General features: G+C 58.7%; 15 protein-coding genes. 8 read left to right on the top strand and 7 right to left on the bottom strand.

The features are described 5' to 3' along the window. The first annotated feature begins 29 nt into the window (after positions 1-29). The gene (locus A462_RS25210; protein ID WP_003212582.1) at positions 30-260 is read left to right on the top strand and encodes a hypothetical protein; all 231 of its coding nucleotides are present in this window, start codon (positions 30-32) and stop codon (positions 258-260) included. Here the strand turns inward: A462_RS25210 and A462_RS25205 are convergent, their stop codons facing one another. Further along, the gene (locus A462_RS25205) at positions 261-545 is read right to left on the bottom strand and encodes a hypothetical protein (RefSeq protein WP_003212581.1); all 285 of its coding nucleotides are present in this window, start codon (positions 543-545) and stop codon (positions 261-263) included. It lies immediately after the preceding gene. Positions 546-689: 144 nt separating this feature from the next. Then, positions 690-875 carry a hypothetical protein gene (locus A462_RS25200; RefSeq protein ID WP_003212580.1) on the bottom strand — a complete coding sequence of 62 codons (186 nt, stop codon included), beginning with the start codon at positions 873-875 and terminating at the stop codon, positions 690-692. 307 nt (positions 876-1,182) lie between these two features. On the opposite strand from A462_RS25200, the gene galU reads away from it, so the two are divergent. Beyond that, positions 1,183-2,022 (top strand): UTP--glucose-1-phosphate uridylyltransferase GalU, encoded by an 840-nt coding sequence (galU, locus tag A462_RS25195; RefSeq protein ID WP_003212579.1) that lies wholly within the window; start codon positions 1,183-1,185, stop codon positions 2,020-2,022. Positions 2,023-2,077: 55 nt separating this feature from the next. On the opposite strand, the gene A462_RS25190 is transcribed toward galU, so the two are convergent. Then, the gene (locus A462_RS25190; protein WP_008432512.1) at positions 2,078-2,845 is read right to left on the bottom strand and encodes an AraC family transcriptional regulator; all 768 of its coding nucleotides are present in this window, start codon (positions 2,843-2,845) and stop codon (positions 2,078-2,080) included. Between the two features lie 133 nt (positions 2,846-2,978). On the opposite strand from A462_RS25190, the gene A462_RS25185 reads away from it, so the two are divergent. Continuing rightward, positions 2,979-5,117, top strand: a complete 2,139-nt coding sequence (locus A462_RS25185) for a TonB-dependent siderophore receptor (protein WP_008432513.1) — start codon at positions 2,979-2,981, stop codon at positions 5,115-5,117. 56 nt (positions 5,118-5,173) lie between these two features. Continuing rightward, positions 5,174-6,532, top strand: a complete 1,359-nt coding sequence (gene gorA / locus A462_RS25180; RefSeq protein ID WP_008432515.1) for a glutathione-disulfide reductase — start codon at positions 5,174-5,176, stop codon at positions 6,530-6,532. Here gorA and A462_RS25175 read toward each other — a convergent pair whose 3' ends face one another. Continuing rightward, complete coding sequence (locus A462_RS25175; protein WP_003212575.1) at positions 6,533-7,540, bottom strand: DNA-binding protein; 1,008 nt, start codon at positions 7,538-7,540, stop codon at positions 6,533-6,535. A 161-nt stretch (positions 7,541-7,701) separates the two neighbouring features. Here A462_RS25175 and A462_RS25170 point away from each other — a divergent pair, with 161 nt between their 5' ends. From A462_RS25170 to ahpF, 3 genes are all read left to right on the top strand, one after another. After that, complete coding sequence (locus A462_RS25170) at positions 7,702-8,628, top strand: site-specific integrase (protein WP_008432517.1); 927 nt, start codon at positions 7,702-7,704, stop codon at positions 8,626-8,628. A gap of 149 nt (positions 8,629-8,777) precedes the next feature. Then, entirely contained in the window at positions 8,778-9,341 is a 564-nt protein-coding gene (ahpC, locus tag A462_RS25165) for an alkyl hydroperoxide reductase subunit C (RefSeq protein ID WP_003173835.1), read from the top strand. A gap of 127 nt (positions 9,342-9,468) precedes the next feature. Beyond that, a complete protein-coding gene (ahpF, locus tag A462_RS25160; protein ID WP_008432522.1) occupies positions 9,469-11,034 on the top strand; it encodes an alkyl hydroperoxide reductase subunit F in 1,566 nt (521 codons plus the stop codon). A gap of 63 nt (positions 11,035-11,097) precedes the next feature. Here ahpF and gloA read toward each other — a convergent pair whose 3' ends face one another. Continuing rightward, positions 11,098-11,619: a lactoylglutathione lyase gene (gene gloA / locus A462_RS25155; protein ID WP_008432524.1), complete on the bottom strand. Its 522-nt coding sequence runs from the start codon at positions 11,617-11,619 to the stop codon at positions 11,098-11,100. Between the two features lie 193 nt (positions 11,620-11,812). Here gloA and A462_RS25150 point away from each other — a divergent pair, with 193 nt between their 5' ends. Beyond that, positions 11,813-12,349, top strand: a complete 537-nt coding sequence (locus A462_RS25150; RefSeq protein WP_008432526.1) for a DUF4946 domain-containing protein — start codon at positions 11,813-11,815, stop codon at positions 12,347-12,349. Positions 12,350-12,519: 170 nt separating this feature from the next. Here the strand turns inward: A462_RS25150 and A462_RS25145 are convergent, their stop codons facing one another. Continuing rightward, complete coding sequence (locus A462_RS25145; protein ID WP_003212570.1) at positions 12,520-12,885, bottom strand: histone-like nucleoid-structuring protein, MvaT/MvaU family; 366 nt, start codon at positions 12,883-12,885, stop codon at positions 12,520-12,522. A 196-nt stretch (positions 12,886-13,081) separates the two neighbouring features. After that, positions 13,082-14,626, bottom strand: a complete 1,545-nt coding sequence (locus tag A462_RS25140; RefSeq protein ID WP_008432528.1) for an EAL domain-containing protein — start codon at positions 14,624-14,626, stop codon at positions 13,082-13,084. Positions 14,627-14,730: the final 104 nt, after the last annotated feature.

Genomic DNA, 14,730 nt, shown 5'->3' on the forward strand with positions numbered 1-14,730 from the left:
AGCGGCATTGTCTTTTCGGAAACTCAGTCATGAAACGTGAGCAAGTCAGGGAACAGCATGCAGGGGGGCATATTTCTGCGACCCATGTGATTCAAAATCCCGCGGATACGGGCGAGTGGATCGTGTTCTTCAAGAAGAGTGGCGGTCGCAGTTACTTCCTGGTGGATGACCAGGATGAAGTCGAATCCTTCTCCCGCCTGGACGACTTGATCGAGACCATTCGCGGCCTGGGCATCAAGTTCGCCGAAATTCACATGTAGTTATTTGCAGACCACCGTCACGCTGCGGGTCTTGTAGTTGCCGACATCCTTGCCCAGGGTCTTGTCGCTTTCTTTCAGGGCCGGTGTGCCTTCGGTGCCGACAATCCGGTAGCCGGTGCCCGCGCAGGACGCATCAGCCTTTTCATAACAGCTGGCCCAGGAGTTGGCTTCGCCGGAGCAGTCGATGGCCAGTCCTTGTTCGCCGTTCTTCAGGACCGTGTCGGAAGTGGTGGTGCAGCCACCGGTAAGCGCCAGTACCGCAATCAGTGCCAGGATCTTGTTCATGTAGGAGTCGTCATCAGGGTGTTGGAGGGGAGCGCTGACACTGTCGTGGGGCGTTACAGGCGAGATTATAGCGAACCGCCATCAACGTACAGACAAACACAAAAAAGCCCCGTCAAACGAGGCTTGATTGGCGTTACCGCGGTGTTACTTGGTTTTCGGACGCTTGCTCGACGCGTGGCCGGCCTCATCCACAAACACTTCGGCCACGGCACAGGCTTGAGCTTCGGTCGCGAATGCGCCGGCAACGCTGTCGCCATGGAAGTTGATCAAGTGCCAGCCGTCCGCTCGCTTGGTGATCAGGTAGCCGTTCACGCCTTTTGGTTCTGACATCTATCAATCTCGTTGTCTGGTTCAAGGGCGTAATGATAGCGCCAAACGGCGTGGGACGGCGCAAGTTGTTGCAGGTCAGTGCCGATCGCCATAAAGCGTGCTAAAAAGGTTGGAGCCCTTTGAATGACGGGCACAAGCCGACGATTTCTAACAGCGGCGAAGGTACTTGATTGAATGCCGGCGGAACTTACGCCGACATTTTTTCTCTATGTTGACATCGCAACGCCAGCAGGACCCATTGTAAGGTGACTGCGGCCTGATTAGACTGCGCCGAATTTCGTACGCACAGCCCTTTGTAAGGACTCATATGATCAAGAAATGCTTGTTCCCAGCAGCCGGTTACGGCACTCGCTTCCTGCCAGCGACCAAGGCCATGCCCAAAGAAATGCTGCCGGTGGTGAACAAGCCACTGATCCAGTATGGCGTGGAAGAAGCACTGGATGCCGGCCTGAACGAAATCTCGATCGTGACCGGCCGTGGCAAACGCGCCCTGGAAGACCACTTCGACATCAGCTACGAGCTGGAAAACCAGATCAAGGGCACCGACAAGGAAAAATACCTGGTCGGCATCCGTAAGCTGCTCGATGAGTGCTCGTTCTCCTACACCCGCCAGACCCAAATGAAAGGCCTGGGTCACGCGATCCTGACCGGTCGTCCGCTGATCGGTGACGAACCGTTCGCCGTGGTACTGGCCGATGACCTGTGTGTAAACCTGGAAGGCGACGGCGTCCTGACCCAGATGGTCAAGCTGTACCAGAAGTACCGTTGCACCATCGTCGCGGTTCAAGAGGTCGATCCTCAGGAAACCAACAAGTACGGCGTGATTGCCGGCGACGATATCGGTGATGGCCTGATCCGCGTACGCGACATGGTTGAAAAGCCAGCGCCGGAAGATGCTCCGTCGAACCTGGCGATCATCGGCCGCTACATCCTGACCCCTGACATCTTCAAGCTGATCGAAGAAACCGAGCCAGGCAAGGGTGGCGAGATCCAGATCACCGACGCCCTGCTGAAGCAGGCAAAAGACGGTTGCGTGATTGCCTACAAGTTCAAGGGTCGTCGTTTTGACTGCGGTGGCGCTGAAGGCTACATCGAAGCGACCAACTTCTGCTACGAGCACTTCTACAAGACTGGCAAGGCTTACTGATTCATCGTTGCCAGCCCGTTGAAAAAGCCTGCGAGTCGAAAGACCGCAGGTTTTTTTATGCCTTGCCCAAATAGCGGCTGGGGGCTTCGCCCAGTACCCGCTTGAACATTGCACCAAACACATTGCCGTTGGCATAGCCCATGTCCCGTGCAATAGCCCCCAATGGTCGGCCCTGGGCTAACTGGCAAACGGCTTCGGCAATCCGTAGCTGCTGGCGCCATTGGTTGAAGCTCAGCCCGGTTTCATCCCGAAACCGCCGGCGCAGGGTGCGCACGCTGGCGCCGATGGATTCACTCCAGTCTTCCAGGGTGGCCGGGTTCGCCGGGTCTTCCAGAAGCATTTCACACACACTGAGCAGGCGTTTGTCCCGGGGCAATGGCAGGCTGCAGCCTTCGGTTTGAGTCGCGGATATCAACTGGTGCAGCAGCAATGGCGTGAGCAGGGCAGTGTGGGCGTCGGGTGCGAGCATGCCCAGAATCAGCTCCCGCAGCAGCGGCTCTACCCTGATCAATCGGCAGGATTGCCACGCCGTGGGTAATTGATCGCTTTCCACGTACAGTGCGCGCATCGCAACCTCACCGACCATGTGCAATTCATGGTCGACACCCGGCGCAATCCAAAAGCCGTATGCCGGCGGGACGGTCCAGGCGCCCATGCGGGTCAACACCCGGATCACGCCTTGGGTGGCGTGCACCAGTTGGCCATATTCATGGCTGTGCCAAATCTCTCGTGCGCCATCGACATAGTCATGGGCCCGAACCCGTAATTCCTCGCTGGTGCTGCGAGCGGGCGCCCCAAAGCGTTTACGCCAGATGTTGTCCAATCAAGAATGATTCCTGAGATGTAGGTTGGAACGGTCATTAATTGACCCGTGCGCGTAGAAGAATGACCGGATCTTTAACGCGATTCAATATTAAATAAGAACGATTAACAAAAATACTTTTCAAGGAATCGTCATGTCCGGTGCGTTGTCTTCTCCTCCGTTTTACCTTTCCAGGCTGGCGCTGGTGGTGTTGGCGCTTGCTCCTGTTGTGTGGGCCGATGACGCGCCCATCGTGTTGAAGGACACCGCGGTGACAGCCGCCGAGGCCGAGCCGGCAGACGGCGTGGTGCCAGGCTATGTGGCGCGCAACACCACCGTGGGCACCAAAACCGGCGCGCCGATCGTGGAGACGCCGCAATCGATCTCGGTGGTCAGCCGCCAGCAGATGGATGACCAGGCGGCGCAAACCGTCGACCAGGCATTGCGCTACACACCAGGGGTTTACTCCCAGGATAACGACCTGCGGTTTGACCAGTTGAGCATTCGCGGCTTCGATGCCGACTCCTACCTCGACGGGCTCAAGCTCAATCGCACGACCTGGTTCGCTACGCCTCGGGTCGACCCTTGGTTTCTGGAGCGCATCGACGTGCTGCGCGGGCCAGCTTCCGTGCTGTACGGCCAGAGCGGGCCGGGCGGCCTGGTGGACATGCAGAGCAAGCGGCCGACGGATGAGCCACTGCACGTGTTGCAAATGAGCGTGGGCAATGACAACCGCTATCAGGCCGGCTTCGATTTTGGCGGGCGCCTGGACGAGCAGGGCGATGTGACCTATCGGCTGACCGGGCTGGGCCGCATGGCCGATACCCAGACCGATCACATCAAGGACCAGCGCATCGCCATCGCGCCGGCCATCACCTGGAACATCGACGACGACACCAGCCTGACCCTGCTGGCCAACTATCAATACGACCCGGAAGGTGGGCTGTTCAACCCGGTACCCGCGTATGGCACCGCGCTGCACAACCCGAATGGGCGCTTGCGCCCCGATGATTACCTGGGCGACCCGGACCGCGATCGCTTCAAGCGCAATCAGTTTTCCCTGGGCTACGCGTTCAGCCACCGGTTCAACGACACCTGGAGCTTTCGCCAGCACCTGCGCTATATGCATGATGACGTCGACTACTACCAGACTTCCCTCACCGGGCCGCTGGACGCCAACCTTGCCACCGCGCCGCTGTGGGCCAACGTCAATCATGAGCACCTTGGCCAGTTCGCCCTTGATAACCAGTTGCAGTCCGACTTCAGCACCGGCCCGGTCAAGCACACTGTGCTGATGGGGGCGGACTTCCAGCGGCTGTTGCAGACCATCAACCGGGGCGGTCAGTATTTCCCGAGTGCGATCAATATCTACAACCCCGACTTCAGCGCCTTGCCGAGGGTGCCGGTGTCCATCAACCAATACACCACCCAGAGCCAGTTTGGCGTGTACCTGCAGGACCAGCTCAGCTTCGACCATTGGCGCTGGCTGATCGGTGTGCGGCAAGACTGGGCGCGTACCTACGACAATCAGGACAGCGCGTTGACCGGCGCCAACCTGAGCAACACGCGCCAGCACGACGAGAAACTCACCTGGCGTTCGGGCCTGAGCTACGTGTTTGATAACGGCGTTGCGCCGTATGTCAGCTACAGCGAATCGTTCCAGCCGCAACTGGGCACTGACCGGCTGGGCGCGACATTTGTGCCGACCACCGGCAAGCAGTACGAAGCCGGCGTTAAATACCAGCCTGTGGGCTCCCGCAGCCTGTACAGCGCGGCAGTGTTCGACCTGCGTCAGCAAAACGTCCTGACCACCGACGATGTCGACCCCAATTTTGCCACCCAGAAAGGCGAAATCCGCTCCCGCGGCATCGAGCTGGAAGCCCATGCCGAGGTCACCTCGAACCTCAGCCTGATCGGTTTTTACACCTGGATGGACCAGCGCATCCTCAAATCCAATGACGGCGACCAGGGCGAACACCCGACCGGCATCCCGGGCAAGAGTGCCTCGCTGTGGGCGGACTACACCTTCCACGACGGCCCGCTGCAGGGCGTCGGTTTCGCGGCGGGTGCGCGCTACTTCGGGCCGAGCTACGGCAGCGCCGACAACACGCTGGAGGTGTCATCGCGCACGCTGTTTGATGCCGCGGCGCACTATGACGTGCAGAACTGGCGCCTGGCCCTCAACGCCAGCAACCTGTTCAACAAGGAATACCTGGCCTACTGCAGCAACGGTTTCCTTTGCTACTGGGGTGCAACCCGTTCGTTGCAGGCCAGCGCGACGTATTGCTGGTAAGGCGCTGACCTCTGGCGCGGCAGCAGGTATGCTGTTGTCCTGCCGAGGAGAGTGAAATGGCCTACGATTTTGACCTTTATGTAATTGGTGCCGGTTCCGGCGGTGTGCGCGCTGCACGATTCGCTGCGGGTTTTGGCGCCAAAGTGGCGGTGGCTGAAAGCCGCTACCTGGGCGGTACCTGCGTGAATGTGGGCTGCGTACCGAAGAAACTGTTGGTGTACGGCGCGCATTTCGCCGAAGACTTCGAGCAGGCCAGCGGTTTTGGCTGGTCCCTGGGTGAAGCGAACTTCGATTGGGCGACCCTGATCGCCAACAAGGATCGTGAAATCAACCGTCTCAATGGCATCTACCGCAACCTGCTGGTCAACAGCGGCGTGACCCTGCACGAAGGGCATGCGCGGCTGGTGGACCCGCACCAGGTAGAAATCAACGGCGAGCGTTTTACCGCCAAACACATTCTGGTAGCCACCGGTGGCTGGCCGCAGATCCCGGACATCCCGGGGCGCGAGCACGCCATTGGCTCCAATGAGGCGTTCTTCCTCAAGGAGCTGCCCAAGCGTGTGCTGGTAGTCGGCGGTGGCTATATCGCCGTCGAGTTCGCCGGGATTTTCCATGGCCTGGGCGCACAGACTTCGCTGCTGTATCGCGGCGACCTGTTCCTGCGCGGTTTTGACGGCTCGGTGCGCACGCACTTGAAGGAGGAGCTGACCAAGCGCGGCCTGGACCTGCAATTCAACGCCGACATCGAGCGTATCGACAAGCAGGCCGATGGCAGCCTCAAGGCCACCTTGAAAGATGGCCGCGTGCTGGAAGCCGATTGCGTGTTCTACGCCACTGGCCGACGCCCGATGCTCGATAACCTGTGGCTGGAAAACACTGGCGTCAAGTTGGACAAGCGCGGCTTTGTCGAAGTGGATGAGCTGTACCAGACCGCCGAACCGTCGATCCTGGCGATTGGTGATGTGATCGGCCGCGTGCAACTGACGCCAGTGGCCCTGGCTGAAGGCATGGCCGTGGCACGTCGCTTGTTCAAGCCTGAGCAATATCGTCCGGTGGACTACGCGATGATCCCGACGGCGGTGTTCAGCCTGCCGAATATCGGCACCGTGGGCCTCAGCGAAGAGCAGGCCCGTGAAGACGGGCACAAGGTGCAGGTGTTCGAAAGCCGCTTCCGGCCGATGAAACTGACCCTGACCGACTGGCAGGAAAAGACCCTGATGAAGCTGGTAGTCGACGCCGAGACCGACAAGGTCCTGGGTTGCCACATGGTCGGCCCCGACGCTGGCGAGATCGTGCAGGGCCTTGCGATCGCGCTTAAGGCGGGCGCGACCAAGCAGCATTTCGATGAAACCATCGGCGTGCACCCAACAGCGGCGGAAGAGTTCGTCACCATGCGCACGCCAGTGGCGCAGTAATCAGCCCTCGGTAGTTGCTTCCGGCACCGTCGCAACGACGGCTGCCAGGCGCAGCGCATCAATACTGGCCTGGGCCTTGACCAGGTCCAGTTCCAGGGTTTTGTTGGCCTTCTGATGCTCGGCCAGCGCTTCCTGGCGCGCCTGATTCTCCAGTTGGGCAACCCGCAAGCGCTCCTGCAACAGGGTACGCTCGCTGTCGATCACACTCACTTGCTCGCTCAATTGACGCTGCTGTTCGCGGTCCTGGCGAGCCTGTTCCTGCAGTGCGCTCAATTCCTTCACGGTCACTCGATGCTCGATCAGCAGGCGCTCGTTATCGCGGTGCAACTGAGTGATTTCATCCTGGCGCACCATCGCGCTCTGCTGGGCCTGGCGCAGCTCTGCCTGGACCTGCTGCAACTGGCCTTCATGGCGACGCTGTTCCTGTTCACGCTGGTCCTTGATCGCATTGCGGTAATGCTCCAGGGCGTCCCGGGCATGCAGGTGCTTTTCTTCCAGTGAGCGAATCTGCTCGTCCTTGTCGTTGATCCGCAACTCGTAATCGCTGCACGCCTGGCTTAGCCCGGCGTTGCGGGTTTGCTCGGTTTGCAGGCTGGAGCGAGTGCTTTGCAAGGCCGCGCTTTCATCGGCCAGGGCGGCGGACTGGATATCGAACTGCTGCTTGAGCTGGGAGTGGGCCGCTTCCAGCTCCTCAACCTGGGCGAGGAGGGCGGTTTTCTGTTGCTGGAACTGCGCCAGGGCCAGGTCGATAGGCTCCTGGGCCTTCTCCTTCAAGCGCTGGGCCAGTCGCGCCACCAGTTCACCCAATTCGTCGTCAATGGGCGCTTCGGTGATGGTCTGGCGGGTTTCGCTTTCGTCCAGCTCCTTCAGATAGCGGTGAATCGTGGTTTTCGAGCCGGTATTGCCCATCTCGATGCGTACTGCATCGATGCTCGGGTTTTCGCCACGGGCAAGGATCGCCAGGCGTGCCGTTTGAACTACTGCTTTATTGATGCCGCCGCGAGCCATGGAGTCTCCGTCGATTTGGTACTGTGGTACGTAGTATGTATATACGTACTATATCACGATTGTTTTAAAGCCAAAATTTATGATTTATCAGATGGGATATTGGCGTATTATCCCGTGTGATACAGGTTTTGAAATGGACAACAGCCAATGGCAGTACAGGCATGAGTGAGCTGGACCGTTATCTGAATGCGGCCACCCGCGATAACACCCGCCGCAGCTATCGAGCGGCAATCGAGCATTTCGAGGTGAATTGGGGTGGATTCCTGCCGGCGACCAGCGACAGCGTGGCGCGCTATCTGGTGGCGCATGCGGGCGTGCTGTCGGTCAACACGTTGAAGCTGCGTTTATCGGCGCTGGCCCAGTGGCACACCAGCCAGGGGTTTCCTGATCCGACCAAGGCGCCAGTGGTGCGCAAAGTCCTGAAAGGCATTCGCGCCCTGCACCCGGCTCAGGAAAAACAGGCGGAGCCATTGCAACTGCAGCACCTGGAGCAGGTCATCCAGTTCCTCGAACAGGAAGGCCACGACGCCCGGCGCGCAGAAGACCATCCTCGATGGCTGCGGGCCAAGCGTGACGCGGCGTTGATCCTGCTGGGTTTCTGGCGTGGCTTTCGCAGCGATGAGTTATGCCGGTTGAATATCGAGCACGTGCAGGCGGTGCCCGGTTCGGGCATCACCCTGTATCTACCGCGCAGCAAAAGTGATCGGGAAAATATCGGCCGCACCTACCAGACGCCGGCGCTGTTGCGGCTGTGCCCGGTGCAGGCCTATAGCGAATGGCTCAGCGCTTCAGCGCTGGTGCGCGGCCCGGTGTTTCGCGGCATTGATCGTTGGGGCAACCTGGGCGAGGAGGGCTTGCACGCCAACAGCGTGATCCCGCTATTGCGCCAGGCGCTGGAGCGCGCCGGGATTGCGGCCGATCAGTACACCAGCCACTCCCTGCGCCGGGGCTTCGCTACCTGGGCTCATCGCAGTGGCTGGGACTTGAAGTCGTTGATGACTTACGTCGGCTGGAAAGACATGAAATCGGCCATGCGCTATGTTGAAGCGACGCCCTTTCTCGGCATGACCCGGGCATCCCTCGAGTGATTCAAGGTTTCTTCTATTAATACAGTCTCTTGATAGTGAAAACCAATCGTCAGCATCAGGTTTGCCAATGAGCCATCGGCCGGGAGAGTGGGTAGGATTCACCTCATCAACTTACTAAGCCCTTCTACAAACCTGACGGAGAGTCAACGATGCCTATCATCAACAGCCAAGTAAAACCGTTCAAAGCTACCGCCTACAAAAACGGCAACTTCGTAGACGTGACTGATGCTGACCTGAAAGGCAAATGGTCTGTCGTGTTCTTCTACCCAGCCGACTTCACCTTCGTTTGCCCAACCGAACTGGAAGACCTGGCTGACAACTACGCCGAATTCCAGAAACTGGGCGTCGAAATCTACAGCGTTTCCACCGACACCCACTTTGCCCACGCTGCCTGGCACAACACCTCGCCAGCCATCGGCAAAATCCAGTACACCATGATCGGCGACCCGACCCTGACCATCTCCCGCAACTTCGACGTGCTGATCGAAGAAGCTGGCCTGGCAGACCGTGGCACCTTCGTGATCAACCCTGAAGGCCAGATCAAAATCGTTGAACTGAACGATGGCGGCGTTGGCCGTGACGCTTCCGAGCTGCTGCGCAAAATCAAGGCGGCCCAGTACGTTGCTGCTCACCCGGGCGAAGTCTGCCCAGCCAAGTGGAAAGAAGGCGAGGCCACCCTGGCTCCGTCCCTGGACCTGGTCGGCAAGATCTAAGTCTGTGAAATGCCAAGGGCGGGTTACCGCACCTAAGTAAGCTGCATCCGCCCTAGAAACGCCCGGGCGAGATTCGCTCGGGCGTTTTTTTGTCTGCAATAAACCGAATTAATAGGAAATCGCCCGTATGTTGGACGCCAATCTTAAAGCTCAGTTGAAGTCATACCTGGAACGGGTCACCCAGCCGATCGAGATCGTCGCCTCCCTCGATGACGGTGCGAAATCCCAGGAAATGCTTGCCCTCTTGCAGGATGTAGCCAGCCTTTCGACGCTGATTACCCTGAAAAGCGATGGCAATGATGCGCGCAAGCCATCGTTCTCCATCAACCGCCCGGGTGCCGATATCAGCCTGCGTTTTGCCGGCATCCCAATGGGCCATGAATTCACTTCGCTGGTGTTGGCGCTGCTGCAAGTCGGCGGCCACCCCTCGAAGGCCAGTGTCGAAGTGATTGAACAGATTCGCGCCCTTAAAGGCGAGTTCAGCTTCGAGACTTACTTCTCGCTGTCGTGCCAGAACTGCCCGGACGTGGTCCAGGCGCTGAACCTGATGGCAGTATTGAACCCGAACATCCGCCACGTCTCCATCGACGGTGCGCTGTTCCAGGCAGAAGTCGATGATCGTCAGATCATGGCCGTGCCCAGCGTTTACTTGAATGGTGTGAACTTCGGCCAGGGCCGCATGGGCCTGGAAGAAATCCTCGCCAAGCTCGACACCAGCGGTATCGAAAAAGCCGCCGAGAAAATCAGCGCCAAAGATGCGTTCGACGTACTTGTCGTCGGCGGTGGCCCAGCGGGTTCGGCAGCGGCTATCTACGCTGCACGTAAAGGCATCCGTACCGGTGTTGCAGCCGAGCGCTTCGGCGGGCAGGTGCTGGACACCATGTCGATCGAGAACTTTATCTCGGTACAGGAAACCGAAGGGCCGAAACTCGCCAGCGCCCTGGAGGCCCACGTGCGTCAGTACGACGTGGACATCATGAACCTGCAGCGTGCTACTGCGCTGATCCCGGCGAAAAACAACGGTGAGCTGCACGAAATCCGTTTCGAAAGCGGTGCGACCCTCAAGTCCAAGACCGTGATCCTGGCCACCGGTGCCCGCTGGCGTGAAATGGGTGTACCGGGCGAGCAGGAATACAAGGCCAAAGGCGTGTGCTTCTGCCCGCACTGCGACGGCCCGCTGTTCAAGGGCAAGCGCGTGGCGGTGATCGGCGGCGGTAACTCCGGCGTTGAAGCAGCCATCGACCTGGCCGGTATCGTCAGCCACGTGACCTTGCTTGAGTTTGACAGCAAGTTGCGCGCCGACGCCGTGTTGCAGCGCAAGCTGTACAGCCTGCCGAACGTTGACGTGATTACCAGCGCGCTGACCAGTGAGGTCAAGGGTGATGGCCAGAAAGTTACCGGCCTGGCCTACAAGGATCGCGACAGTGGCGAATTCAAGACTATCGACCTGGAAGGCATCTTTGTACAGATCGGTTTGCTGCCCAACACCGACTGGCTCAAAGGCACTGTGGAGTTGACTCCACGTGGCGAGATCATCGTCGATGCACGTGGTGAGACTTCGCTGCCAGGCGTTTTTGCCGCCGGCGACGTAACGACTGTGCCGTACAAGCAGATCGTGATTGCAGTAGGCGAGGGCGCCAAGGCTTCCCTGAGTGCTTTCGATCACCTGATCCGCACTTCCGCCCCGGCGTAAATTCCGGCCCGGAAATGAAAAACCCCATGAGTGATCATGGGGTTTTTTATTGCCGGCGGAACCTTACAGCGGCGTTGGCTGAATGATTTCAACCCAGTACGCATCCGGGTCTTTCACGAAGGCCAGGCTTTTCATGCGGCCGTCACTCAGGCGCTTCTGGAAGTCGCAGCCCAGTTCTTCAAAGCGCGCGCAGGCAGCAACGATGTCCGGCACCGAGATGCAGATATGGCCAAAGCCACGCGGGTCGGTGTTGCCGTTGTGGTAGGCAAAGTCCGCGTCGTTTTCGGTGCCGTGGTTGTGGGTCAGTTCCAGGATGCCCGGGATCGACTTCATCCACTGGGTGCGGGCGGCAGCGTCGGCCGGGATCTGGGCCTTGTCGACCAGGGCCAGGAAGTACAGGCTGAATTCGGCTTCCGGGAAGTCACGTTTTTCAACCAGGGAAAAACCCAGTACGCGGGTGTAGAAATCCAGCGACTTGGTGATGTCCTTGACTCGCAGCATGGTGTGGTTGAATACGAAGTTCGTGGTGGCGGCGTCAGGCTGGGCGGTGACGCCCGGGAAAGTGTTCAGTTCGTGCAGGCTCATGGGCCCTCCAGAGAAAAATGGGGCAAACGTGGCTCCGGTTGGAGCATCCCTTGGCTTGCGGCTGGCATCCGTGCAGCCGGTCCATGATACGCAGCCCTGCCGGTTGCGCCAAATGAAAAAGGTCACGCAACCCTTGCGGCCAGCGGGTGCAGGGGCCCAAACTTTGTCGCTTGAACCTTGAGTGTTTTTCGTAATGACCGGATTTCGCGCACCGTTGTTGAGTACCCTGGGCCTGTTGCTGGGCAGCACCGCTGCATGGGCGGCTGACCCGGAAATTCATTGGCCCAGCGGCTGGCAGGTAGAGGAAGTGGCGCCCGACGACCAGGCCCCGGCGCAACCGTCGGCGGTGTCCCGCCAGCGGGCCATAAAGAATGATGAGAATGGCGCGACCTTGATGGTCATGGAGTTGACGGGCACGCCAATCGAAGCGGGGCATACGGTCAACCTGCAAGGTGTGCTGCTCGAAATGCGCAAATCCATCCAGAAGGACTTTGCCCAGGGTGGTTATCAAAGTGTGTGCACCAAGATGCACCCCACAACATTGAGCCGGCTTGAGGCATTGGAAACTACCTGTGTAATCACCGAGAACGGTCGGCATGTGCTGTCGCAAACGTTGGTGGGGGCTGTCGATACCGATAAGGCCTATGTTTTTTCATACGCAGGCCAGGCCGACGCTTACGAATCAAGCAAGGATGAAGTCAGTTCGGTGCGTGACAGCCTTAAACTTTGAGCGTTGTAGGCATCGCGACAAATAAGTCGATTTGAACAAAGTGAAATGTTTTTTAAAGTTCGTTTTTGAAAGTGCCAGCGTCCTGATTTGTTTCACTATCGATGCCCGTAAACAAAAAAGCCCTGCATGTGCAGGGCTTTTCTTAGTGCGTTTGTACTAGCCGCAAAGCATTAGCCGCGAAGCCAGGAGTCTACTGTGGCTGCGCCGTACTGTTCTTTCCACGCCTTCAGGCCGCGATGGTTGCCGCCCTTGGTTTCGATCAGTTCACCCGTGTGCGGGTTGTGGTAAACCTTGACGACGCGGGCACGGCGCTGTTTGGGTGCGGCAGCGACGGAAGCGCCGGACTTGCCCGGGTTAGGATCCAGGATGGAGATGATGTCGCGCAGGCTTTTGCCGTAGGTCTTCATCAGCCCTTGCAGCTTTTCTTCGAATTCGATTTCTTTCTTCAAACCAGCATCGTTCTTCAGGGATTCCAGCTGGGCAAGCTGCTCTTGAAGGGCTTTTTCTGCTGCGCGAAATTCGGCGAGTCTGGACAAAATCTATACTCCAATAGTGTATTTGGCTGATATCTACTGCAAACAAAGCGATAAGCCAAGAGCCTTAAGGCGACTCAATGAAAGTGGCCTTCCTGCCAATTCAGCACAGGCAGGAAAAATTGTAGTAGTTAATCAGTCATGAGTAAATCATGTCTTTTGTATAAATAACAATATTTCCGTTGAAGTGGCTGGCTATTCAATGGCTGTTCAGGAATCTAATGAACTCGTCGCAAGGTACAGGCTTGCCAAACAGGTAGCCTTGCAAGAAATCAACGCCTTGGGCCGCCAGATAGTCACATTGTTCTTGTGTTTCGACGCCTTCGGCAACGATGCCCAGGTCCAGCTTGGCAGACAGTTCAATGATGCTGTCGAGTATATGCCGCGAGAGTGCATCAACACCGATCATTGCCACGAAGCTTTGATCTATCTTCAAGTAATCGACATTGAAGTTGCGCAAATAACCCAGGCTGGAGTGGCCGGTGCCAAAGTCGTCGATCGCGATCATTACCCCCATTTCATGCAGCGCCAGGAACAGCTGGCGGGTGATATCCGTGGGTTCGATCAACTCGCGCTCGGTCAACTCCAGGACCAGGATCACCTTGCCCGGCGGGAAGGCAGCGAGGAACTCCCGGCAGTCCTCCACCAGCCCCAGGTCGTGACAATGGCGAGCGGTAATGTTGATGCCCACGTGAAAATTGTCGGCAAACTGCGCGGTGTGGGGCGCCAACTGTGCGGCGGTCTGGCGCATCAGGGCGCGGGTCATCGGTACGATCAGGCCCGAATGTTCGGCCAGGGGAATGAACAGGTCCGGGCGCACCAGGCCTTCCCTGGGATGATTCCAGCGCATCAGCACTTCACAGCCGGCCCACTGCCGGATGTTGTCGCCACGCACCACTGGCTGGTAATAGGGCACAAATTCATTGGCGCCCAGGGCCCGTTGCAGTTCCAGGGTCGGTGCCGATGAGCGCTTTTGCAGCCAGTGGGCGAGGATGCCTGCCAGCACGCCGAAAAACACCACCAGAACGAACAGTGCAGGATACCGCGCCTGCATGTAGCGCCAGGTTTCACCCTCCGGCATCCCGGCTTCCACGCTGTAGGTATACCGTGTGGAGTCGAGATGATGATGCGCGACGGAAAATGTCGGCAGCGCTGTGCTGTGCACCTTGCCATCCGCCGCCAGCCAGTTAGGCCCCACCTGCAACACCAGGTCGGTATATCGGCTGATCAGGCGCAACGCGTTGGTCAAGTGGTAGCCATCAATGGAGGCGAAGGCCCCCCGGTCTCCCTCGGTGAGGCGATACACCAGCAATGCGGTGTCGGGTGTCACCGGGTTGCCTTTCATCAGCCAGAGACGGCCGCCGACGTAGTCCTCAGGGTTGACCGGGGACTGGTAGTTGCCACCAAACAACGAGCTGCAATAGATGTTGCGCTGCCAGGACAAGGTGGTGGCGCGCACGAACGGCCGGCGGGTGACCTGTTCCCGCAGCTTCAGTTGAGTCGGGTTATCACATTCATGGCCGGCCAGTGGCAGCAGGTCCTGGGCGGCGAGGGCGGTGTTGTCGAGCATCAGGTCAAACTGGCGCACGGCCTCCTGGGCGGTTTGCGCGGTGCTGTGCTCGAGGGTGCGCCCGGCTTGCCAATACAGGATAAGCACACCCAGCAAAATGGGCAGCGCGCCACTGAGCAGGGTGATCAGGTGGCGAGTGGAGGCCTTTCGGGGGCCTTTGACGGTCAGTGGCATTTGCGCAGCCTGTAGCGGGAGAGGGCAATAGGACGCTCAAATGCGGTCGGGACAACCTCGGTGGCCTTCCAACAAAGCGTATCGGTAATGGCCATGATAGATGG

This window comes from Pseudomonas sp. Ag1, from assembly GCF_000278565.1.
Taxonomy (GTDB): domain Bacteria; phylum Pseudomonadota; class Gammaproteobacteria; order Pseudomonadales; family Pseudomonadaceae; genus Aquipseudomonas.

What these genes read in the sequence shown, in the direction of transcription:
- A462_RS25210 (WP_003212582.1), top strand. Translation starts at nt 30, where the DNA reads ATGAAACGTGAGCAAGTCAGGGAACAGCATGCAGGGGGGCATATTTCT.
- A462_RS25205 (WP_003212581.1), bottom strand. Translation starts at nt 545, where the DNA reads ATGAACAAGATCCTGGCACTGATTGCGGTACTGGCGCTTACCGGTGGC.
- A462_RS25200 (WP_003212580.1), bottom strand. Translation starts at nt 875, where the DNA reads ATGTCAGAACCAAAAGGCGTGAACGGCTACCTGATCACCAAGCGAGCG.
- galU (WP_003212579.1), top strand. Translation starts at nt 1,183, where the DNA reads ATGATCAAGAAATGCTTGTTCCCAGCAGCCGGTTACGGCACTCGCTTC.
- A462_RS25185 (WP_008432513.1), top strand. Translation starts at nt 2,979, where the DNA reads ATGTCCGGTGCGTTGTCTTCTCCTCCGTTTTACCTTTCCAGGCTGGCG.
- gorA (WP_008432515.1), top strand. Translation starts at nt 5,174, where the DNA reads ATGGCCTACGATTTTGACCTTTATGTAATTGGTGCCGGTTCCGGCGGT.
- A462_RS25175 (WP_003212575.1), bottom strand. Translation starts at nt 7,540, where the DNA reads ATGGCTCGCGGCGGCATCAATAAAGCAGTAGTTCAAACGGCACGCCTG.
- A462_RS25170 (WP_008432517.1), top strand. Translation starts at nt 7,702, where the DNA reads ATGAGTGAGCTGGACCGTTATCTGAATGCGGCCACCCGCGATAACACC.
- ahpC (WP_003173835.1), top strand. Translation starts at nt 8,778, where the DNA reads ATGCCTATCATCAACAGCCAAGTAAAACCGTTCAAAGCTACCGCCTAC.
- ahpF (WP_008432522.1), top strand. Translation starts at nt 9,469, where the DNA reads ATGTTGGACGCCAATCTTAAAGCTCAGTTGAAGTCATACCTGGAACGG.
- gloA (WP_008432524.1), bottom strand. Translation starts at nt 11,619, where the DNA reads ATGAGCCTGCACGAACTGAACACTTTCCCGGGCGTCACCGCCCAGCCT.
- A462_RS25150 (WP_008432526.1), top strand. Translation starts at nt 11,813, where the DNA reads ATGACCGGATTTCGCGCACCGTTGTTGAGTACCCTGGGCCTGTTGCTG.
- A462_RS25140 (WP_008432528.1), bottom strand. Translation starts at nt 14,626, where the DNA reads ATGCCACTGACCGTCAAAGGCCCCCGAAAGGCCTCCACTCGCCACCTG.